The organism is Pseudoneobacillus rhizolycopersici, from assembly GCF_054786815.1.
In genome coordinates this window covers 160087-182858 of sequence record NZ_JBTOOE010000001.1, presented here as the reverse complement: position 1 = coordinate 182858, position 22772 = coordinate 160087, and the positions used below count along the sequence as shown (strand labels likewise).

Here is a 22772-nt window from a genome sequence, read left to right as displayed (position 1 = left end):
ACTAGAGGTCAAACAAAACCATTAAAAGGTATAATAATTGGTTATCTTGTCAGAGTATTACTATACTAGAAAACTATTCCACTTTCATTTCAAGTATATTCATAGTATTAAACCCCTCTTATACCTGATTTGATGTACCTTGTACCAGTCCTACCAAGAATCCTTTGTAATCTGTTTGTAATATAATTTTAATATAAATTATCTGAAAAAATGTAAATTTCTTTCCAATTCTAAAGACGAACGGAATACTTCACGAAATGCTCATAGGTTTGTAGAAATATTGTAACAATACACCCCATCATTAGGGCGAAAATGAACTCTATAATAAAGGTATGAAACATGGAAATAAAAACAAGTTTTCTAAAATCTATGAAAGTTATGGTGATGAAAATGCTCGGACACCCACATGGACACCCACATGGTAATACCGTTGTTGATTATGACAAAAATCCTTACATTGTAATTTGGGAAGTAACTAGAGCTTGTCAGTTAAAATGCGTTCATTGTCGCGCTGATGCACAACTTAAACCAGACCCAAATGAACTGAGCCACGAAGAAGGAATCAAACTCATTGATGAAATTTATGAAATGAATAACCCAATGCTTGTGTTTACCGGTGGAGACTGCATGATGCGAGAGGATTTATTTGAATTAGCAGACTATGCTGTTAAAAAAGGCATGCGTGTATCGATGACTCCTAGTGCTACTGCTAATGTAACCAAAGAAAGAATGGAACGGGCCAAAGAAGTAGGTTTATCACGTTGGGGTTTTAGTTTAGACGGACCGACACCGGAAATCCATGATCACTTCCGTGGCACTCCGGGGTCATTCGATTTAACTTTGGAAAAAATCCGGTACCTCAACGAGCTTAATATGCCGTTGCAAATTAATACGGTTATTTCTCGATACAATTATGACCATTTAGAGCAAATGGCCGAATTGATAAAAGATTTAAAAGCGGTTATGTGGTACATTTTCCTATTAGTTCCAACAGGCCGTGGCCAACTTGATGCTTGTATTACCCCTGCGGAGCATGAAAAGGTGTTTAGATGGCTTTATGAATTAAGCAAGACTGCACCTTATGATATCAAAACAACAGCAGCCCAACACTATCGCCGCGTTGTTTTCCAACAAAAGGCGCGGGAACATCAAGTAAATATGGATGAAATTCGTTATGAAGATACTTTAACAAAAGATATGGCATCGACCATCGATGGATTAAAACGGGCACCTAGAGGCGTAAATGATGGAAATGGATTTGTTTTTGTGTCTCACACAGGTGATGTTTTCCCAAGTGGGCTCCTCCCTATCAAAGGGGGTAATGTCCGCGAAACGCCATTAAGCGAGATTTACCGAGAAGCAAAAGTGTTTAAGGATCTTCGTAAGCCTGATAACTACAAAGGAAAATGTGGAGTTTGTGAGTTCCGTTATGTTTGTGGAGGTTCTCGTTCACGGACATACGCTGTAACAGGAGATTACATGGAAAGCGAACCGTTCTGTGTCTATATTCCACAGGCTTTGCGAAAAAAAGAAACAACGGTATAATAGCAGAACGTCCAAAAAGCTGACTATATTCGACTTAGTCAGCTTTTTATATTCAATAAATTTATTTAAAAAAATCATTCCATTTTATTGTGATTTTAATAGAAATAGCTTACTATTAAAGTATCAAGTATGTGAAATGTTTCACAAATAATAATAGCGGTTAATCACTTATTTTTTCACTTATTTATGTGAAAACTTTCACAATGTAAATCAGGGGATTTATTTTCGAAAGGAGAACTATTTATGAATAAGCCAAAAGTAGTCATTTTAGGTGCAGGATATGGAGGGCTCATCACCAGTAAAAAGTTAGCTAAGCTATTAAAGTCTGGAGAAGCTGATATAACCTTAATTAATAAACATGACTATCACTATATTACTACTCAGCTTCATAAAACCGGCGTTGGAACAGCTTGCGATGAACGAATCACAATGAGGGTTGAGGATTTAATTGATCGGCAAAAAATTCATTTTAAACGTGGAAATGTCACTTTTATCAATCTTGCAGACCAATCTATTAATCTCGATTCAGATGAGAAGGTTTTTTATGATTATTTATTAATCGCTTTAGGTTTTGGCATTGAAACCTTTGGAATCCCAGGAATCAAAGAACATGCTTTCGAAATTCGCAGTTTCCGTAGTACGAAAAAAATCTTTCACCATATTCAAAGGCAATTACTTGCCTATAAAGAGGACCAGGATCCTTCCCGGTTAAATTTTGCAGTTGCTGGTGCAGGATTTACTGGAATAGAAATGCTTGGTGAACTTGTCGCTGGCTTGCCGGCGCTATGTAAAGCTACAGGAGTCCCATATGAAATAACTAGAATCATTAGTGTTGAGGCCTCCCCTACTCTATTACCTGGATTCGAACAAGAGGCAATCGACTTCTCAACAAATTTATTAAAACAACAAGGTGTTGAATTACTTACTTCTACTAAAATTTCGCAATACGATGGTATCAATATTAAAATAGTCAATGGAAACAATATCCCAGCTCGTACCTTAATTTGGTCTTGTGGAGTTAAAGGTAATGAGTTAATGGAAAAACTCGGTATTCCAACCGTTCAGAGCCGGATTGTTGTTGATAAAGACTTGCGTGTACCTGGTTATCCAAATGTTTTTTGTATCGGAGACTCTTCGATGTTCTTGAAAGATGAGCAAACCGCCTATCCTCCTACAGCGCAAATTGCGATTCAACAAGCACTCATTTGTGGTGAAAACATTGTGGCCACGATTAGAGGACAACAGTTAAAAACCTTTGAATATCATCACAAAGGGACTGTGGCTTCAATTGGTGATTATGCTGCTGTTGGGAAAGTAGGTAACTTTACGATAAAAGGTACCTTTGCGGCGCTAATGAAACAAATCATTGAAATGCGGTACTTACTGGTACTTGGCGGACCGGCTCTTTTGTTTAAACAAACCTTTAAAAGATTTCATGCAGCACCGACTAAAGTTATCGCAAAACACTGATCAACTATAACCCAATAGTCCCCCCTATTAGTTTTTAGATAAAGTCTTTCCTTCCCCCAGTGGATAATACTATAGGTAAAAAGAAGACAGGTATCAATGATTCCTGTTTTCTTTTATTATTTTTCGTTTATTTTCTACCAAAGTCGTCAAAAAATAGATTATACTAATAATACTTTAATCAATAATAGGAGGTTCGAAAAATGACTGAATCCAACCAAACAGAACCAAAAAAGAAAATCAGCCTTCAGGAAGCGATGAAGCAAAAGCTAGAAAGTAAAAAAAATCAACAAGCTTCAGGTAAATCCACCGCGAACGGATCGAAAGAAACGAAAAAATTACAAAGCCAACAAACGAAAAAAATTAGCAATCAAAGAAGAAAAATGGGTGTGTAAATTAAAAAAGGATTTCGGGAGCCAGTCTTCCGAAATCCTTTTTCGTTTCATCTATACATGCTTTAGCAAAGTCTGTTCATATTCACTAACAATCCGATTAATGATTTCTTTAACAGGCAGTATCTCCTTAATTTCATGAACCTTTGCTCCCGCAAATACGAGCCCGTTCTCGACATCTCCATTTAGTGAGACTTTTAAGGAATCCAATGTACAAAAACGATACGAGCAATTTTTTAAACAATCGTGACATTTTGCAATTTTTAACTTATTGCTATCCGAAATTAAATCAGTAAATTTATTTTTTATCGCTCTTCCTTGTAATCCGACTGTTGTTTTGACAAGAACCAGATCCTCTTCTTTGGCCGCAACATACTTTTCTTTAAAAGATAGCGGAGCATCACATTCCTCGCTGGCAACAAACCTTGTTCCCATTTGTACCCCCGATGCCCCCATTTGCAGAGCTCTAGCTACATCCTCCCCGGTCATAATCCCACCTGCTGCGATGACAGGAATGTTAACAGCTTCCACCACCTCAGGTAAAATCTCCAGCATCGGTCGGTCGGTACCTAAATGTCCGCCTGCTTCGAATCCTTCCACTACAACGGCAGACGCTCCAAGACGTTCCGAAAGTTTAGCTAATTTGGCAGTTGAAACAATCGATATGACTGGAATGCCTGCTTCTTTTCCCCAAGAATACATATCTCTGGAGATTCCAGCACCTGAGATGATAAAATCAACTTTTTCTTCAATCGCAAGCTTCATTTTCTCGGCAAAATCATTCATTGCAAAGAGCACATTTACGCCGATGTATCCGACATTTTTGGTCGCTTCTCTTGCCTTGTTTATATGTGTACGAAGCTCATCCACTGATATTCCAGTTCCTGAAATAATTCCAATTCCACCTGCATTGGCTACAGCACTGGCCAGACCACTAAGGGATATTCCTACACCCATTCCACCTTGAATAATGGGTACCTTTGGCATCATATGCCCAATTTTTAATTGTGGTAGCTTCAAAATAATGACCTCTTTTCAATAATTAGTGAGTACAAGTATGGTAACCCCACACTCTGTCGCTAATTTTAGCAGGCTTTTTTAAAAAAAGATGTGACATTTAGCACCAAGTCATAAAAACTAGTCTTAAAACAGAAAAAAGCTGCATCATTTTCAATAATGAGCAGCAATTTAAGGAGCGGATTATGAATGATTTTTTAGATGAAAATAAGCTCTAATCATAAAGTAAGTGACTTGTTCAGGCAGCATTTCTTTAATTGGTTTCAATCGTTCTGCGCCAACTTGGTTTACCGCAGCCTCTATCAAAGGTCGAAATTCATTTGGTAGTTCTTTTCCCCAGTCAATAAAAAGTCCTTCCTCGGCACATTTAATGATGTGGGATTCTATTGTAGTTACTGACATATCTCTTTCTTTTGAAATTTCTGGAATGGTTGACCCAGACCAATAAAGGTCATAAGTAATTAAATGTGAGGCTTTACCTTCGGGATCCTTCTTTTTAGTAACCTTTTTTGTTTCTGTAGCAACAGTTAAAACTCTCTCGCGTTCCGGATGTTCAGCACAATAGGCTCTGATTGCTTGGATAAATTCTAGCCCGTATTTCTCTAATTTATGAGTCCCTACGCCTTTGACATCTAAAAATTCCTCATTTGAAATCGGTAATTTTAAACACATATCCTGTAGCGTGGTATCAGAAAAAATGACAAACGGCGGAACGTTTTCCGTGTCCGCAATGCTTTTTCGCAATAATCGCAACTCTTCAAATAATGGGTCGGCCTTAGAAATGCTTTTGGCTTTGACTTCCTCTTTTCGATTCACCTTTAACCCACCTGTAAGAACACCCTTCCCCTTGGCAGTTACATAGATCGTCGGAAATTGTCCATTTTCTACCCCAATGATTTCTTCGGTAATCAGATAATCGATAAATTCAGTGACTTCCTTCGAACTCTTGGTTTGTAATAAACCATAAGTTGTTAATTGCTGAAAATGAAATTCCCTAACAGACTTACTGTTTGATCCTGTCAAAACTTTGGCAACCATCGCCTTACCGAATCTTTGTCCCATCCGGATGATACAGGATAGAACAATTTGCGCTTCTTTTGTCACATCAACCGATTCCCTCGTATCGGTACAGTTGCCGCAGCGACCACAGTCGCCTTCTGCTTTTTCATTAAAATACTCCACAATCCAAGATTGTAAGCAGTTTTCAGTATGACAATAACCAACCATTTGCTGTAATTTCTCAAGTTCGAAGGGAATTCTTTCACGGTCTAACGATTGATCAATCAAAAAGCGATGAATTTGTGTATCAGCGGCTCCATAAAGCAAAATGCAAGAACTATCAAGTCCATCGCGCCCCGCTCTTCCGGCTTCCTGATAATAACTTTCCATATTTCTTGGCATTTGATAGTGAATGACATAGCGAACATTCGATTTGTCAATTCCCATTCCAAATGCTGATGTTGCAATCATTACGGGCTTTTCGTCTTGTAGGAAGGCATTCTGCTGCTGGAATCGTTCTTGGTCGCTTAAACCTGCATGATACCTAGATACTTGTATATTTGCCTTTTGCAAGGTTTGATAAAGTTGGTCAACCGTTTTTCTCGTAGCAGCATAGATAATACCTGATTCTTGCTGATTTTTTTTCAAATAATCAAGTAAAAAACGATCTCGGTTTTGCCCTTTTACGACTGAAAATGCTAAGTTTGAGCGTTCGAAGCTTGTAACTACTTCATGCTCGAGTCGTAACGATTGGCAAATATCTAGACGAACTTGCCTAGTTGCTGTTGCGGTTAATGCCAGAATAATGGGTTTCGTTTGAATATGGTTTAAAATACTAGAAATGTACATATAGCTTGGTCTGAAATCATGGCCCCATTGCGAGATACAATGAGCCTCATCAACAGCAATAAGCGGAATCTCTAATTTGCCTAACTCTTTTAAAAACTGACCCGATTCTAACCGTTCTGGTGAAATATACAACAGCTTGTACTCACCTGCTCTTGCAAGAGTCATTCGTTCATTGATTTCCGTTTGCGATAAGCTGCTATTAATGTAAGTGGCGGCTATTCCGTTTTGCTGTAAGGTGTCAACTTGGTCTTTCATTAGCGAAATAAGCGGTGATATAACGATGGTTGTACCGGAAAATACGAGGGCTGGCACTTGGTAGCAGAGTGATTTCCCACCACCTGTAGGCATAACACATAAAGTATTTTCCCCTCTAAACACATGTTCAAGCGTTGATTTTTGCCCTGGGCGGAACTCGTCGTATCCGAAATATTTTTTTAGTACGGCTTGAGCTGTTTCAAACATTAGATCGCTCCTTCTTTTTCAACTAGGAGACTAGTTTTTTCTCTCTTTTATTATACACATAGTAAATCTAGAAATCTTAATAGGTTAATATAAAAAATTTTAAAAAAGGGTATTCCTTTTTTTAGGTAATTAGATTATCATCTAATTAGATGATTGTTAAATTAGATGATAATTAAATTAAGTAGGTGATTCATGATGATTGGAATCTTAAAAATGGAGAAATCGTACCAAAAATTATTTATTGCGGGCATCATAAATGGGATTGGTGACCGTTTTAGTCAAGTGGCCCTATTGACACTCATCTTGCAAATGACAGGTTCCGGGCTTTCAGTCGGAATTACTTTGGCTCTTCGAATGTTGCCGTTTTTATTTTTCGGCCCAATTAGCAGCATAGTGGCTGCTAAACTCTCACGCAAGAAATTGTTAATCTACACAGACTTTGTTCGTGTTTTAATTGCAATGTCCTTTTTATGGATCAATGGTCCGGAAGATATGTGGATTGTCTATGTAGGGTCATTTTTATTAGCCAGCGGTGAAGCACTCTACTCCCCCACGAGAAGGGCTAGTATTCCTGCGATTATAGACCAAAAACATATAAAAGAAGTGAACGCATGGGAACAAGTTCTAATCGGATTTGTTTTAATTATTGGTGCGTTTACAGGTGGATTAGTTTCATTCGTATTCGGAGCGAAAGCCGCTTTTGCCGTTAATATTTTGTCGTTTTTCATTGCAGGTCTCATTATATATACCATTCCGAGCCTTGAGGCAAAAATGAATAAAACAGTTGGTTCACAGGATGAAATTGAAAAAGTTAGGCTTGCCAGTCTTTTTTCCGTAATTTTTTCTTCGTCCTTACTGCTTATGCTTGTTTCCAATGATTTTGTAATTCCGTTAACGAATGGGATTGAAAATGTATTACTAAGCGTCTATGCAGTAGAAACGTTTAAAGCAGGAGATTTAGGAGTTGGAATTCTATATAGTGTCTTAGGAACAGGGTTTATCTTGAGCCCAATCATTACCAAATGGATTAAACAGCATTATTTATTATTCGGGTTTGGTTGTATGATGATGGAAGGTGTGGTTCTGTTCGGAATAAGTCGTGCCCAATCGTTTTTCCTAGTTGTAATCCTATTTGGTGTCTTAACTATTTTTGCAGGTGTCGGGAATGCATTAATTGAAACGGTTATCATGGAGTCACTTCCGCTTAAGCTTCAAGGGTTATATTTCGGGATTTCCGCGACCATTTCCAATACTTTATTGGGGTTGTCCATGTTTGCGACGGGGATATTATTAGAAGTTTTTGACCCAAGATCGATGGGGCTCATCAATGGTTTATTATACCTTGGTTTCGGGTTTATCTATTTACTTTTATCATTAAAAATTAATGTGATTAAAGAACGCGAAAAAATAGCTTTAATTACTCCGAATCTTTCTGAGACTTAAACCATTTTTGGCATTGGAAGGGCACTTCCAATGCCATTTTTTATATTAGCTTGGATCATTTTCATCCCAGGATAAGGTTGTAACACTCGTATATTCACCTTTCTCCATTTCTTCCTCAGTTGCACTTCTATTTAATTCATCTTCGGTGTCCATTCCTTCCGCAATTGTTGGTTGATTAGATAACTCGTTTCGTTTTTTCACTGTTAACTCCCCTTTCTATGTGAATTTTGCCCTATTTATAAAATAAAAAACCTACTCAAAAAAGAGTAGGTCCAATTTTAATCGTTTGATTGCTGAGGATGTGTTTCCTCTAATGTTTTCTTTAAATACTTTGCCAATTCAAGCATACCGAATTTTCCGGCCAAGTTTTCCGCTTCTGCGTTATAGTTTGTATTAGTATTGATGTCATAAGTAAAAATGTCGCCATTCTGATTACGTATAAACTCAATCCCGGCTACCTGAATTTGATTGGCTGCCAAAACTTGCTCGTATTGTTCGATAATGGGGTCGTTAAATCCGTCTACGATTTGAAACTTTGGTTTCATCTCGAGCTCTTCCCCAACTGGACAAAATAAATCGCCAATTTGACAAGCATCTGCAGGACAAAGCTCAAACCCTTCAGATGTATCGACCTTTACGGCGTATATAAATTGGCCGCCAATAAATTCACAACGGGTGATATACGGTTCAGGTGCCTTGATATATTCTTGAATTAGCGTGATACCATCAACTGGTTCTTCAAATAAAGGACCATTTACATATGATTGGAGAGCCTCAAGACCATGAAATAACTGCACTCCGAGGCCTTTTCCGGCGCGATTATGCTTCGTGATAAAAGATTTTCCACTAAATTTCTCAGCGGATTCTAATAGATGTTTTTTACCAACTGCTGCGATGGTTAAAGGCGTCTGTATCCTGTATTTATTTAATTCTAAGTATTGTTGTACTTTACTAATCTCTAATTGTAGTGCGCGGGTTCCATTCATAACGGTTCTACCATGTGCCTCTAGCCATGCTAGTACCTGTAAGGTATATTCGGGTGCGAACCGGTGCCCTCTTGTATGAGAGGATGCACTCATCCGATTATAAAAAATACCTTCAGGAGGCGTACTGGAAAGATCTAATGATCCCTCGTCTAGATGCCATTCTTCATATGGTACCTCTAGTTCCTCAAGTCTTCGCGTTAAATGAATGGTCCATTCCCTATTCTCATGGATGACATAAACCTTAGCCATACTAACTCCCCTTTTATGTTGTCTCTCTTTATAATAATAGTTTTCCAACCGATTTAGTAGGCTTTTTTTTAGGGAAAATGGATTATTCTTTTTTCATATCTTGTTTTAACATCTCTTCCTCTTCTTGTACGCTAATCCGTGTTATTTGATCCTGCAGAATCGTGAAGGCTTGGTCTAAATCCTCACGGCTTGGGAAACTTTGATTGTTTTTCATTCTATTGACCCTCCTGTGTCATAATACGTTTTCTACACAGTAGTATTTTGTTTTCTAATTATTAATATTCCTACTTTAAGCTTGAATAATGACCCGTGTCCCATTCGGAACGATGCTGGCAAGTTCAAGCACGTCTTGATTATGCAAGCGAATACAACCATGTGAAACGGCTTTTCCGATTGATGATGGGTCATTCGTGCCATGTATTCCATAACCCTTCCTTGACAATGAAAGCCAGATAACGCCAAAAGGGCCACCGGGATTAGGTTCTCGATTTACAATGACATATTCACCTAAAGGTGTTTTTGTTAGCATTTTTCCAACTGCAATAGGGTACGTTTTCATCAGGTGGCCATTATGGAATAAGGTTAGTTTTCGTTGTCCAATAGATACTTGGATGGTGTATGGAATACGGCTCGGTTCGGGTAATCCCGGAATATTTATTTGTTGGCCGACGAATAATCTATTTGGATTTGGAATGGAAGGATTAGTTGCTAGTAATTTTTGTATAGGAATTCTATAATTGGCTGCAATTAAAGCCAGATTTTCGCCTGGCTTAACCAAATGAATCATTACCATCACACCTCGTTTTTTAATAAAGTATGATGGAAACTAACGTTTGTGCTCCATAGCCTACTATTCCTTCAGTTTCTTATACTCCTCCTCCAGTTCTTCCTCGGTTAATTCAAACAAATGCTGATCGTCTTTTTTGAAGATGCCTAATATCAGTAATTGTTGAATGAAGAAATCTTTTTGACTTTGATTCGACATTTCAAGTTCTCCTCCCATCTAAATTTCCGATTCGACAGGTCGGTTTTTAAATAAAAATTAGATACTACTATAAGAAAAACTGGGAAAAAAGTCAATGAAAGTCTTCTACATCATTGATATTTTTCTAAAATACTATTAGCACTATTGTCAAGTTATCAAACTTATCTATTGACAAATATAGATGTTTATGCTTAACATTCACAATTCGTTCATATTTAGTATTGGATTTAGTGATTCGAATCACATTTACCCTACTTTTCTGAATATAAGATTATCTTGAAAAACCAATAGAAAGTAACTATTGGGGAATATGGGAGGAAATGAAAATGAGGAAAAAGATGTTAAAAAGCTCGATCATTGCCACATTGATTCTATTGTCTGCATGTAGTGCCAATTCTTCATCTGAGAAAGCGGACCAAACAAGTGCACCAAAGGTTGCATCAGCCCCAACTAATTCGAACATCATTGAACCGCATAAGGATTTAAATCAACCACCAGTACCAGTCAAAATGGAACGAGTAGGAAAAAATGTTGTTAATGTTGAGATGACGGCACAAATTACCGATATTGAAATCTCAGAAGGAAACATGTATAAAGCTTGGACCTTTAACGGGGAGGTTCCAGGGCCGGTAGTGGTTGTAAACGAAGGTGATACGATAAATTTTACCCTTAAAAACATGGATCCTGCGATTCCACATAGTATGGATTTCCATGCTGTCCATGCGGCACCTTCTAAGGATTTCATTGATGTGATGCCGAATGAAAGCGGTTCCTTTTCTTATCCGGCCAATAAGCCAGGCGTTTTCATGTACCATTGTGGGACAAAGCCTGTTCTTTCACATATAGCAAATGGGATGCATGGTACCATTATCGTTAAGCCGAAGGATGGATATCCAAATGATGGTAAGATTGATAGGGAATATGTCATTATTCAAAATGAATGGTATAAATACAATGATTTAGAAGACTTTACAAATGGTGTACCGACAAATGTTGTTTTTGCCACAAAAGCACTAAAGGAAGGTCAACATAATACAAACGGTACTGTTGGTAGTTTAGTAGACGCCCCTCTTCTCGCTAAAGTTGGCGACCGAGTTCGCTTATATGTCAATAATGTTGGTCCGAATGAAGTAAGTAGCTTTCATGTCGTTGGAACGATTTTTGATGACGTTTATATCGATGGAAATCCGTTCAATCACATGAAAGGTATGCAAACAGTGATTCTACCTGCCAGCGGAGGTGCAGTGGTGGAATTTACGGTTACACGAGAAGGGAATTATCCAATTGTTACCCATCAGTTTAACCACGCAACTAAAGGTGCGGTTGGAATTATTAAAGTAACGAAAGATGGTAATGACGACGGCGTTGTTGCTGGTGGCCATTAATTAAAACAAAATCAAACCCTTCGAAATCAACATTTCGAAGGGTTATCCCATTCTATTATCTTATAAACCAAACCTTCACGATATGGGTATCATTCATTTCGTAAATGGCAATTGCTTCACCGGTTGTGCCATTGGCTCTCCCTGTCAAATACTCGTGGTCGATGACGTGATTCCCCATGACCGTGCGATTTTTTAGTTCCGCATGTAGCTGGTGATTATCCTCAAACAACTTACGATATCTCGCGGTAAAGGCTTCCTTTCCCTCAAGGGTCACTTTATTTGTTGGGAAGTCCATCACGACGATGTTGTCGTCGTATTGGGCAACAAACTCTTCTATTTTCTTTTCGTTATAAGCATCTAGCTGTAATTGAGCTAGCCTTTCAGGTGATTTTTTTTCCATTATGTATGACTCCTTTTCCAAATAATTTTTCTCCATTTTACCATAAATCTGAAATTTCGTATTGCGAAGTATATTCATACTATTTAAAATAGATTTATTACATTTAAGCAAGGAGATTTTATGAATCGCAAAATTTTTCTGTATGTTAAGGCTTTTTCTGATCTTGGGACCTTTATGGATTTAATTGCCATCAATGTCCTCATTTATGCGGCAACGGGTAGTTCTGCTTGGCTCGCAGCTACGATGGCATTCCGTACTCTCGGTGGCGTACTTGCTAGTTTAATATCAGGTGTTATCGCTGACCGCTTTGACCGTCGGAAAATCATGATTTACACCGATATTTTTAGGGCAGTCATTATTTTAAGCTTAATTCCTTTTCCGAATCCGATTATGATTATCGTAGTTTGCTTTTTAATAGGCTTAACGAGCAGCTTTTTTGCTGTCAGCTACAGTGCGGAAATTCCGCAAATTTTCGGGCAGGATAAGGTGCTGGAGACGAATTCTTTAATTGCTAGACTAACGTCGATTAGTTTAGTAGGTGGTTTTATTGGAGCGGGAGTCATCACCAATATCCTTGGCTATAAGGTCACCTTAGCTATCGATGCAGCAACCTATATTATATCGGCTCTAGTTTTACTAAAAATAAAATGGGTCAGTTCGACGGGAACTAATATAGGGCTATCGAATGGTGTTAAGCAAAAACTTCTCGCCATGGGCAACGATTTAAAAGAGGTTTATTCGTTTATCCTTCTGGCCCCAATGCTTTTGATGGTCAATATCGTGTTCTTAGTTGGGGCTTTTGCCGGTGCTTCACATAATTTAGGAATACCGCTTTTGGCGGAACAGCTTGATAGTTCGAAGCAGAGCTTCTACTATGGGATGATTTGGGGAGTTTGGGGAATCGGCTCAGTTCTAGCTACAATGATCTTACCGAAATTAAAGCTGAGTGGTACTCGGATGTATTATGGATGTTTTATTGGAGCGATATTAATGTCAACGGGATTTATCATTTTCCTGTCTAATACCAATCTATGGATTGTTTTCTCGTTTGCTTTTTTTACTGGTATTTTTGATGCTTGTTTTACGACTCTTCATGCAACGATTTTACAAAAAACCGATAATCACATTAGAGGCCGCATATTCGGTGTCGGCATGCTGTTAAAATCTCTCGGGTTTGCCTTAGGGTTTGTGGTAGCGCCGATTTTACTAAAAATGTTTTCCCTTCCTGAGATGGTTTGGATGTTTCATGGAAGTTTAATAACAACAACTATGTTCATTGTCTTCTATTCCTTAAGAGTTAAGAAAAAAATGCAACAAGTTAGTGCGTGAAGAAAAAGCTCGGTCGCTTGACCGAGCTGTTTGTCTTAATCTTTATTTAGTAATGACTCACCTGCAATACCAGGATGTGTCATTTCAAATGGATCTAAGATAAGGTCCAGTTCCTCTTCCGTTAATACATCGTAAGCTAGGCAAAGCTCACGAACGGATTTTCCTGTTAAAATCGCTTCACGCGCAATTCGTGCTACTGGCTCATAACCTAGATGCGGGTTGATAGCTGTGATGATTCCGACACTGCGTTCGACGTCTGCTTTGGTTTTTTCCGGATTTGCTTCGATTCCCTCTACACAATATTCAGTAAATACTTTGAACGCGTTGTTCATAATACTAATGGATTGAATGAGGTTGAAAACTAGTACCGGTTCCATTACGTTGAGCTCAAGTTGGCCAGCCTGAGAGGCTAAACAAATCGTTTGGTCATTACCAATTACTTGGAATGCGACCTGATTAATGAGTTCTGGCATAACCGGGTTCACCTTTCCTGGCATAATTGAAGATCCAGGTTGGCGAGCTGGTAAGAAGATTTCATTAAAACCAACGCGCGGTCCAGATGCCATTAATCGAAGGTCATTGGCGATTTTGGACATATTCATCATACAAACCTTTAATGCAGCGGATACTTCAGTATAGGCATCAGTATTTTGCGTTGCATCAACTAAGTGCTCCGCATTGACTAATGGGAAACCAGAAATATCTCGTAAATGATTTACAACATTGACGATATATTTTGGATTAGCGTTTAAGCCTGTTCCTACCGCAGTAGCTCCCATATTTACTTCATAAAGATGCTCGCGAGTGTTGCCGATTCTTTTAATATCCCGGGCGATGACACGGCGATAGGCTTCAAATTCTTGGCCAAGTCTAATTGGCACAGCATCTTGTAGGTGTGTCCGGCCCATTTTGATAATGCCATCAAATTCTTCTGCCTTTTTTGCAAATGCATCATGCATACTTTGCATTGTAACGAGCAAGGAGTCTAATAATGACAAGGTTGAAATATGTATAGCCGTTGGGAAGGCATCATTGGTTGATTGAGCCATATTAACATGTGAGTTAGGGCTTAAATGAAAATAATCGCCTTTTTCCTTGCCGAGTAGTTCAAGTCCACGATTGGCAATGACTTCATTGGTATTCATATTAATCGATGTTCCTGCCCCACCTTGAATCGGGTCGACGATGAAATGATCATGATACTTTCCTTCAATAATTTCATCAGCTGCTTGGACAATGACATTTCCAAGTTCATGATAGAGGCGCCCTGTTTCCATATTTGCCAAGGCTGCTGCCTTTTTGACCATCGCCATAGCAATGATCAATTCTTTGTGAATCGTGTAACCAGTGATCGGAAAGTTTTCTACCGCGCGTAAAGTTTGGATTCCGTAGTAAGCGTTTGCATCCACCTCTTTTGTGCCGAGAAAATCTTTTTCAATACGAGATATTTTGTTCTCCATTTATGTATCCCCCCGTAAGTAGTTGGATAGTGCTTTAGTAAGCATGTCCCATACCCATCATAATAGATTTTGTCATGGAATCCAATGGTTAGGTCAAGAATATTATCGAAAAATAAAAATAGCTGCACCAATCGGTACAGCTTACGCTTATTTCTATTCTTTAATGACCTCTTCAATGATCTTCTGGCCATCGCTCGTCATGCCGTAGTGGATAGTGATTTTTGTGTGGGCTTCTAATGTAGCGAATTCTGTTTTCACCTTTTCAGATAGTCGATAGTGATCATATTCCCCATTCTCGTTGATGACTTCGATGGAGTTCTGATCCATTAAACCAACATAGGTAACGATTGCCCCTGCAAGTTTAGAGGCGTCTTCCTCTAAGCCTTCACCTTCGCCGCCCCAGTTAAATTCTGCTTCTGCTCTAAGATCTGTGCGATCTTTGGCGACTGACCAAACTTCAAATTTGTAAGTGTCTGGTGCTAGTTTTTTTAGGTCTTCGGAAAGGTCAATTTCAAATTCTACCTTTTCACCTTGTTTAATAGTTTGCTCAGACACTGTTTGCAGGAACATTTTATCCATTGAGTAGGTATAAACTACCGTCCCTTTGCTATCCTTAATTTGATATTCATATTGCTGTGTGCTGCTATATTGAAGAACTTCTTCTGTTTCTTTATCATTTTTAAAACTAAAAATGTAGACTAACTTACCGTCTTTGATTTGCTTTTGTAGATCTGGAGTTAATTGACCCGCTACAATACCTTTTGGTGCATCACCATTAGACCCACTAACCACCTTCTTGGGTTCCTTGACCCCAACATCCGATTCTGTCGATCCACAGCCAACTAATCCAGTTATCAATAAAGTAGCCAGTAAGCCACCGAAAATTTTAGTTCCCTTCATTCCAAACACCTCATGTTAAATTATTGCCGGCACTATAACAGACGAGATCAGGGGAAAAAGGTTACCAAAACATAAGAAAAAAAACACTTTAACGCTTTAAAGCATGTATATCTTTTAAGGCACTTAAGCACTTTAGTGCTTTAGTGCTTTAAAAAACTTGGGGACTGTCCCCATGTGCTTTAAAGCGTTAAAGTGTTGAATTATTTTGTGAAGACTTCGGTTAGTTGTGGTACGATTTGTTTTTTACGTGAGACGACGCCTTTTAGAAGAGCCGTTTTGTTATTGTCTAGGGTTACGTGGAATGCCTCTTCTACTTTTGAAGTAGCCTTTCCAACTGCTAATACTACGGAGTCGTTATTTAGGATATCGGTAACAACAAAAAGGAATAGATCTAACTCTTTTTCCGCAATAACTTTTTCTAACTCAACTTCGATTTCTTGCTGACGCGCTAAAATGTCATTGGTGTCCACAGCATTAACTTGAGCGACTTCCACTTTTGCATCACCCATTGGGAATACTTTGGAATCAAGTGAGATTAACTGCTCGATAGTTTTATCACTTAAATCTGCCCCTGCCTTTAACATTTCAAGACCATAGTCCTGAAGGTCAACCCCGGCGATTTCCGCTAATTCATGAGCAGCGTCCACGTCTTGTTGGGTGCATGTTGGTGATTTTAATAATAATGTGTCAGAAATAATCGCTGAAAGCATTAATCCAGCCATCTCTTTCCGAACGGATACCCCGTTTTCTTTGTACATTTTATTGAGAATGGTTGTTGTACAACCAACAGGCTCGGCACGGAAGTATAATGGGTCCTTTGTTTCGAAGTTTGCGACACGGTGGTGGTCAATGACCTCTGTGATTTGAACGTCCGCGATGTCATCGGCACTTTGCTGTTGTTCATTATGATCGACAAGAATGACTTGTTTTACTTCACCTGCCACTTTTTCAATAAAACGAGGGGCTTCCACTTTGAAATAATCTAATACAAATTGAGTTTCACCACTTACTGTTCCCAAACGAACTGGCTCGGTACTGAACCCTAATTGATTTTTTAATTCTGAATATACGATTGCCGAACAGATGGAATCTGTGTCTGGATTTTTATGACCAAAAATAAGTTGTTTTTCCATTATGTAATACTCTCCTTTTAAAAATTTATCCAAACCTAATATTAACTTATTTTAGCGATAAAGGTAAATAATGAAGGAAACTTTTTTTGACTCCATTATTTCCAAAAACCGAACGCATATTTTCACTTGTCCTACCATATGATGAACTATCTTTGAAAGATGGGGGAATCAAAGCCGAAATGAATAATGAAATGATTACAAAAGAAATGCTTTGTGAGTATGCCGATTTGTTGGATTTAAAGAAAGATATTGAGAAGAAACTGGAGCTATTAAAAAAGTCATTTCATTTATACTTTGATGAACATGTGGGTGTTAATGAGAAAGGTGAGTTAACGATTGACGGTTACAAATTGCAGCGCCAAATCCGTAAGGTAGAAAAGTTTGATGATGCAAAAACAGTCGACCTGTTAGAGAGTCTTAATATGACCGATTTGATTAAAGTCATCAAAAAACCGGATGAAGAAAAGGTGCGCGCCGCTGTTAATCTCGGTTTCCTCAAAGAGGAAGACCTTGAAGGGTGTTTAACGATTCAAAATTCCGGAGCTATTGTCGTTCGCCAGGATTAAGCATAAGAAAAGAGATAGGACGCCTGTCAAGGCAAGCCCCTATCTCTTTTTATTTTAAATCCCTTTTTTGAAAAAACACATAGGTGATCAAAACGAGCACACCGATCAAGATTAATGCTATACAGGTGAAAACGGGGTCCAATTGGCCTGTATGGAGCAAATTCTTCGCATCAAAATATTTATATGGAGTAACAAATTCTAAGAAATTCAAGTAATCATTTAAGTCATTCACAATCGATAAAATAAAAAATAATAACAGAATCCCTGTCGATAAAGCGCCTGCCCTCTTCGGGTTAGGCAGAACCGAGGCTAATCCACTACCAATAACCATAAATAAAAGTTGTAAAAAAAACATCCCAATCATTAAAATCGATATGTCTGAAAAAACGCCTTCTTCTCCCTTACCATATTGATCAACCACTAGAATCGAAGAAATGAAGGTAATCATATTAAAAATCAGTAGCTGGGCAGTGGCTGCAGTAAGTTTAGAAGTAATAATGCTTCGCCTAGATATAGGTTTGACAAATAGAAATTCCGCTGTTTTATCACGTTCTTCCTTCGAGATGATGGTTGCCCCAAGTATAACTGCATGGATGGTAGCGATTAGAATTAAATATAAATAAAGCACCCCGTAATAGCCGGTCACTTTCGATAAATCAAAGCCGCCTGACCCCATAAATGCCTGTAGCGACTTCGGCATATCAGCAATTAAATCATTCATTGACTGGCCGGTCCCAGAAAAACGATCGTACTTATTCATTCCTGAAAAGACCAACAAAATAACGCCAATACACCAAATAATCAATGACTTGCTATGTGCCTTCATCTCCCGCCAAAATACATTCATCGCACGTTCCTCCTTTCCTATACGGTGTGAACGTCCTTATTTTTATAAATGTAATAGCTTCCCAGAATAGCAACAAGGATGAATCCCGCACTAGTTAGTAAAAAACTGGTTTCATAACTCCCATGCTCGATGATGTAACGGTGTTCAAAATATTTAAAAGGTGACAAAAACCGTTTGGCATCATCGCCAGTTGCCGAGCTAATCATCGCAATGATAAAGAACGTGAAAACCGTTCCAAGCGAGATTGTTAATACCGATTTTAGCTTGCGGTACAGCACAGCAATCATAAATCCTAGTGAAAGAAACATCAGCTGAATAAAAAATAAAGTCAAGGAAATAAGGAGAAACGTTTTACTACTAAACGCCTCGTTCGTCACTTGTTTAGTAACTAGATAGGATACAACCAAGTAGACAAGGTTAGTAAATAATAGTGAAAAGAATGCTGCCCCCAATTTAGCTGTGATGATAGTTGTCCGTGTTACCGGCTTTGTTAATAAAAAATCAGCCGTTTTCTCGCGAATCTCCTTGCTAACAATCGAGGTTCCAAAGTTCATAGCCTGAATCGCTCCGCAAAGAGAAATATATATGAAGATATAGGAATAGAACCCCATAAGAGTAAAGATAGAATCCATTCTGACGCCAAGTGCCTTTCTTACTACTTCCGGGTATCCTTCAAGTAATTTTTTAAACTCAGCGGCATCTTGCGAAAAGGAAGGATAAATCGACAGGAAAAACGCTACTAAAACACAAAGTGAAACCGTCCAGATCATCGTTGATTTACGGTAGGCATTTAATTCATAGAAAAAGATATTCATCGACCAAAGCCTCCTTTTCATAATAATGCATGAAAATCTCCTCCAGATCTGGCTCCTCAATCCAAAGATTGGCAATATCGAGTCCAGCTATTTTTCTTAAAACCGTGTTAATATCTCCCTTGAATAGGAAGTGAACAGTTACGCCAGAAATATTTAAATTACTAACCCCATCCATTTGGAAATAATCTTGATTAATATTGGATTTCAATTCTATCTTAAATTTTTTATAATTGTTTTCCTTTAAGGTGCTGATTTTTTCAACCGTGACGATTTTACCTTCTTTAATAATCGCCACTCGGTTACACAATCGTTGAACCTCGCTTAAAATATGAGAGGAAAATAGAATCGTGGCCCCTTTTTTATTTACCGCCTCTAATAAGTCAAAAAACTTTTGCTGCATTAATGGATCAAGCCCACTCGTCGGCTCATCGAGTATGATTAACTTTGGTTCATGGAGGAGTCCTTGAACAATACCGACCTTCTTTTTATTTCCAAGTGAGAGATCATCTATTTTTTTATTTAGGTCTAAGTCCATGATTTCAGCCAATTCTTTTATTCTTTTGCGGCAATCTTTTTTATAAAAACTTGCTGAATAGTTTAATAGGTCCTTCACCTTCATATTGTCATAATAAAAGACTTCAGATGGCAGGTAGCCAATTTCCTTTTTGATCTCTGGGGCAAATTGGATGCAGTCCTTACCGAAAATTTTGGCGCTTCCGCTCGTTGGATAAATCAATGACAAAAGTGTTCGAATGGTAGTGGATTTGCCGGCACCGTTTGGACCGATGAAACCAAATATCTCGCCTTCTTCGACACTGAAACTTATGTCCGTAATCCCTCTAGCCTTACCATATGACTTAGTTAGATTTTGAATTTCAATGACGTTCATTTGCGATACCTCCAAGTTATAGAATAATCAAAACTCATCGACCAATGTGCTCCAAAATAAGTCGTATAAAAATTATAAATCAAGGTGGTCAATATTTGAATATTAGTAAAAAAATATACCATTTTCATAAGAACTTAGTGGTCATTATTCGAAGACAATTTACCGTTAATTCCCTTCTTATGTTATAAAATAATCATTAATGCACATGATTTTGGGCTAGCACAAAGTCGTTAGTAATGCCGTCTTTACAAAGAGTTAAAAAGCAGGCTCCCATTCTGGAGCCTGCTTTTTAACTGACAGTAACTAACCCTTCTTTCTTTATTTCACTTTCCTGTGAAATCGCATCCGGAATTTCCTTTTCCAATCCTCTAACTCTAGGATTCAGATAAACGAATATAGAAGTAAGAATCCAACCAAATCCTAGTAAAATAAACAATAACCCTATACCACGCCCGTCACCTGTACCGATAATATTTGTCACCCTATTGGCGAATCCCCCATGTTGGACAGCTGGGTTAAGGATTTTTTCAACTAGAGGCCCTGCCGTTATATAAGCAATTGGTGATAAAGAAATGGCAACCATTCGTCTTAATGCAAACACTCTACCTTGGACATTTAGTGGTACCTTGCTTTGCCAGATTACCTGGCTTGAAGCATTTCCTATCGGTAATAATAAGAACATAAAACAGGTGGCTGCTGTGATCAAAACAATTGATTCTTTAAATCCAAGCAACATTAGAAAAATCCCACTAATCACACCTGATCCAACAACCCCTAAGACACGATTTTTCGGACCACCCCAAACACTCATCGAAATACCACCTAATAACATCCCGATTCCCGTAATGGAAAGGGCCATACCTAAAACTTTTTCATTTGTAAAAGACAAAATCAATGGTTGTAAAAGGACATTAAAATAACCTAATAAAAGGTTAACAACGGCAAAATAAACAAGTAAGCCTTTTAAGCCAGGCCGCTCCATAATATATTTCCAGCCGTATAAAGCATCTTGAAAAAATGAGACTTTCTTTGAATCCTTTTCGTTATTGGCCAATTCCGGAAACTTAACAAATAGTAAAGTAGATAGAGCAATTAAAAACGTGCAAAAGTCAATGATTAGAATGCCTTTAATTTCTATTGTTGCAAGCAATAAACCAGCCATAACTGGAGCAAACACGATTGATAAGGCATCGGCCATCTGAACAAGTCCGTTTGCTCTGCCAAGCTGCTCTTTTGGTACAAGCAATGGAATCGTAGCTTGATAGGCTGGCATTTGAAACGAACTAAATAAGGATGATACTGCTGCAGCAATATACAAATGCCAAACTTCAAAAACATTAAAATATAGGAGAACAAAAATCGTAACGGTGCTTAGTCCTGCAACCGTATCACTAATCACCATAATCCATTTCCGTTTCCATTTGTCAACAATAACCCCTGCAAACGGAGCGGCGATAATTGCTGGAATGCTAGCACACATGATTATGAGTGAAAATTGCGTAACAGAACCGGTTTCTTTTAAAACCCAAACACCTAAGCCGAAGCTAGTTAAACCAGATCCGATAACTGAAGCTAATTGACCGATCCAAATAGTTAAGAATGTACGAAATGAATATTCTCTCATTGTTAAGCTCCTTTAATATGGTAGTTGAACCATTGATTACCTTAAGTCTACAACAAATTAGAAAAGGAGCCTCCTAGCTAAAAACCGAAAACTGCTCCGATTGGAGGAGGAAATTTTGTAGGCGATTCCTCCGTCTGAAGGCGGAGATTAATTTATATGCGTTAATTTCTCTGGATTCCTGACAACATAGATTTCTTGTATTTGACCGTTATTAACGTGAAAGGAGATGATTGATTTTATTTGCTCTTGATCGTTTGCAAATATCCCGGTCTGACCATTAATATTGACGAGTGAAACTGTCGGTTCAGGTAGATGTGGCTGGTAATAGTGTGCTAATAAATGGGTAATAAACCGAAGGACCAGATTTCTTGTATGGATTGGTTTTAATGCCGCATAAACCTTTCCGCCTCCATCGGAATATAAGGTAACATCTTGTGCCAGTATATTTTCAAGTTGCTGTAAATTTCCGGCAAGTATGGCAGAAACAAAGTCGGAAATGATTTTTTCGTTTTTTTTATTACTCTCTTTTTTTTCCGGTTGAAAGGTTAATGGTAATTTACTCTTAGCACGGCTGAAAATTTTACGGCAATTGGCATCTGTTTTTCCAATAAACTCACCAATCGTTTGATAATCATATTGGAATACCTCTCGTAAAATAAAAACTGCGCGCTCGATTGGATTTAATTGCTCAAGCACGACTAATACGGCAAGGCTCAAGTCCTCATTTTTCAATACCTCATGGTAGGGATCATTTTCTTTCAAAAGCATTGGCTCCGGCAGCCATGGACCAATATAAAGTTCACGTTTGTTCCTCGCCGACTTGAGGTAATCCAAGCATTTATTTGTGACCATTTTACAGAGATAAGCCTTTTGATTATCAATTTGTTCCCAGCTTTTTTCGCCCGCTAACACAAATACATCTTGAACAATATCTTCTGCATCAGTTACCGTCCCGAGCATCCGGTAAGCGATTGAAAATAATAGTGGTCGATATTTATCATAGAAATCCTCTAATTTCATCGCTCCTCCC

23 protein-coding genes are annotated in these 22772 nt (G+C 38.2%); 7 read left to right on the top strand and 16 right to left on the bottom strand.

Going from position 1 to position 22772, the window contains the following annotated elements:
• Window positions 1-390 precede the first annotated feature (390 nt).
• From ACX9YW_RS01000 to ACX9YW_RS00990, 3 genes are all read left to right on the top strand, one after another.
• On the top strand, window positions 391-1545 hold the full coding sequence (locus tag ACX9YW_RS01000; protein WP_460341239.1) for a TIGR04053 family radical SAM/SPASM domain-containing protein: 1155 nt from the start codon (window positions 391-393) through the stop codon (window positions 1543-1545).
• Window positions 1546-1788: 243 nt separating this feature from the next.
• Window positions 1789-3015, top strand: a complete 1227-nt coding sequence (locus ACX9YW_RS00995; protein WP_460340444.1) for an NAD(P)/FAD-dependent oxidoreductase — start codon at window positions 1789-1791, stop codon at window positions 3013-3015.
• A gap of 200 nt (window positions 3016-3215) precedes the next feature.
• Window positions 3216-3407: a hypothetical protein gene (locus ACX9YW_RS00990; RefSeq protein WP_460340442.1), complete on the top strand. Its 192-nt coding sequence runs from the start codon at window positions 3216-3218 to the stop codon at window positions 3405-3407.
• 51 nt (window positions 3408-3458) lie between these two features.
• On the opposite strand, the gene ACX9YW_RS00985 is transcribed toward ACX9YW_RS00990, so the two are convergent.
• Entirely contained in the window at window positions 3459-4394 is a 936-nt protein-coding gene (locus ACX9YW_RS00985; RefSeq protein WP_460341236.1) for an NAD(P)H-dependent flavin oxidoreductase, read from the bottom strand.
• Window positions 4395-4604: 210 nt separating this feature from the next.
• Entirely contained in the window at window positions 4605-6731 is a 2127-nt protein-coding gene (gene recQ / locus ACX9YW_RS00980) for a DNA helicase RecQ (protein ID WP_460340439.1), read from the bottom strand.
• 192 nt (window positions 6732-6923) lie between these two features.
• On the opposite strand from recQ, the gene ACX9YW_RS00975 reads away from it, so the two are divergent.
• Window positions 6924-8174: an MFS transporter gene (locus ACX9YW_RS00975; RefSeq protein WP_460340436.1), complete on the top strand. Its 1251-nt coding sequence runs from the start codon at window positions 6924-6926 to the stop codon at window positions 8172-8174.
• Window positions 8175-8219: 45 nt separating this feature from the next.
• Here ACX9YW_RS00975 and ACX9YW_RS00970 read toward each other — a convergent pair whose 3' ends face one another.
• From ACX9YW_RS00970 to ACX9YW_RS00950, 5 genes are all read right to left on the bottom strand, one after another.
• Window positions 8220-8375 carry a hypothetical protein gene (locus tag ACX9YW_RS00970; RefSeq protein ID WP_460340433.1) on the bottom strand — a complete coding sequence of 52 codons (156 nt, stop codon included), beginning with the start codon at window positions 8373-8375 and terminating at the stop codon, window positions 8220-8222.
• Window positions 8376-8452: 77 nt separating this feature from the next.
• Window positions 8453-9409, bottom strand: a complete 957-nt coding sequence (locus ACX9YW_RS00965) for an ATP-grasp domain-containing protein (RefSeq protein ID WP_460340430.1) — start codon at window positions 9407-9409, stop codon at window positions 8453-8455.
• Between the two features lie 82 nt (window positions 9410-9491).
• Window positions 9492-9623 (bottom strand): hypothetical protein, encoded by a 132-nt coding sequence (locus ACX9YW_RS00960; RefSeq protein WP_460340427.1) that lies wholly within the window; start codon window positions 9621-9623, stop codon window positions 9492-9494.
• Window positions 9624-9698: 75 nt separating this feature from the next.
• A complete protein-coding gene (locus tag ACX9YW_RS00955; protein ID WP_460340424.1) occupies window positions 9699-10196 on the bottom strand; it encodes a L,D-transpeptidase family protein in 498 nt (165 codons plus the stop codon).
• Between the two features lie 63 nt (window positions 10197-10259).
• A complete protein-coding gene (locus ACX9YW_RS00950) occupies window positions 10260-10394 on the bottom strand; it encodes a Fur-regulated basic protein FbpA (protein WP_460340421.1) in 135 nt (44 codons plus the stop codon).
• 326 nt (window positions 10395-10720) lie between these two features.
• Between ACX9YW_RS00950 and ACX9YW_RS00945 the strand changes: the two genes are divergently transcribed.
• Entirely contained in the window at window positions 10721-11779 is a 1059-nt protein-coding gene (locus ACX9YW_RS00945; protein WP_460340418.1) for a multicopper oxidase domain-containing protein, read from the top strand.
• A 55-nt stretch (window positions 11780-11834) separates the two neighbouring features.
• On the opposite strand, the gene ACX9YW_RS00940 is transcribed toward ACX9YW_RS00945, so the two are convergent.
• On the bottom strand, window positions 11835-12179 hold the full coding sequence (locus ACX9YW_RS00940) for a nuclear transport factor 2 family protein (protein WP_460340415.1): 345 nt from the start codon (window positions 12177-12179) through the stop codon (window positions 11835-11837).
• A 120-nt stretch (window positions 12180-12299) separates the two neighbouring features.
• Here ACX9YW_RS00940 and ACX9YW_RS00935 point away from each other — a divergent pair, with 120 nt between their 5' ends.
• Window positions 12300-13508 (top strand): MFS transporter, encoded by a 1209-nt coding sequence (locus tag ACX9YW_RS00935; protein ID WP_460340412.1) that lies wholly within the window; start codon window positions 12300-12302, stop codon window positions 13506-13508.
• 35 nt (window positions 13509-13543) lie between these two features.
• Here the strand turns inward: ACX9YW_RS00935 and aspA are convergent, their stop codons facing one another.
• From aspA to ACX9YW_RS00920, 3 genes are all read right to left on the bottom strand, one after another.
• Window positions 13544-14968, bottom strand: coding sequence for an aspartate ammonia-lyase (gene aspA / locus ACX9YW_RS00930; protein WP_460340409.1), 1425 nt, complete (start codon window positions 14966-14968; stop codon window positions 13544-13546).
• A gap of 153 nt (window positions 14969-15121) precedes the next feature.
• Window positions 15122-15868, bottom strand: a complete 747-nt coding sequence (locus tag ACX9YW_RS00925) for a BsuPI-related putative proteinase inhibitor (RefSeq protein ID WP_460340406.1) — start codon at window positions 15866-15868, stop codon at window positions 15122-15124.
• A gap of 200 nt (window positions 15869-16068) precedes the next feature.
• Window positions 16069-17001 carry a manganese-dependent inorganic pyrophosphatase gene (locus tag ACX9YW_RS00920; RefSeq protein WP_460340403.1) on the bottom strand — a complete coding sequence of 311 codons (933 nt, stop codon included), beginning with the start codon at window positions 16999-17001 and terminating at the stop codon, window positions 16069-16071.
• An 86-nt stretch (window positions 17002-17087) separates the two neighbouring features.
• Between ACX9YW_RS00920 and ACX9YW_RS00915 the strand changes: the two genes are divergently transcribed.
• Window positions 17088-17567, top strand: coding sequence for a hypothetical protein (locus tag ACX9YW_RS00915; protein ID WP_460340400.1), 480 nt, complete (start codon window positions 17088-17090; stop codon window positions 17565-17567).
• A gap of 49 nt (window positions 17568-17616) precedes the next feature.
• Here the strand turns inward: ACX9YW_RS00915 and ACX9YW_RS00910 are convergent, their stop codons facing one another.
• The 5 genes from ACX9YW_RS00910 to ACX9YW_RS00890 all read right to left on the bottom strand — a co-directional run bounded on the left by ACX9YW_RS00910 (window position 17617) and on the right by ACX9YW_RS00890 (window position 22762).
• Complete coding sequence (locus ACX9YW_RS00910) at window positions 17617-18414, bottom strand: DUF2705 family protein (protein ID WP_460340397.1); 798 nt, start codon at window positions 18412-18414, stop codon at window positions 17617-17619.
• Between the two features lie 17 nt (window positions 18415-18431).
• Window positions 18432-19229, bottom strand: a complete 798-nt coding sequence (locus tag ACX9YW_RS00905; protein ID WP_460340394.1) for an ABC transporter permease subunit — start codon at window positions 19227-19229, stop codon at window positions 18432-18434.
• A complete protein-coding gene (locus ACX9YW_RS00900; protein ID WP_460340391.1) occupies window positions 19210-20118 on the bottom strand; it encodes an ABC transporter ATP-binding protein in 909 nt (302 codons plus the stop codon). The genes ACX9YW_RS00905 and ACX9YW_RS00900 overlap by 20 nt, the downstream gene beginning before the upstream one ends.
• Window positions 20119-20407: 289 nt before the next feature.
• Window positions 20408-21742 (bottom strand): MFS transporter, encoded by a 1335-nt coding sequence (locus ACX9YW_RS00895; RefSeq protein WP_460340389.1) that lies wholly within the window; start codon window positions 21740-21742, stop codon window positions 20408-20410.
• Between the two features lie 147 nt (window positions 21743-21889).
• Window positions 21890-22762 (bottom strand): RNA polymerase sigma-70 factor, encoded by an 873-nt coding sequence (locus ACX9YW_RS00890; protein WP_460340386.1) that lies wholly within the window; start codon window positions 22760-22762, stop codon window positions 21890-21892.
• Between the last annotated feature and the right edge of the window lie 10 nt (window positions 22763-22772).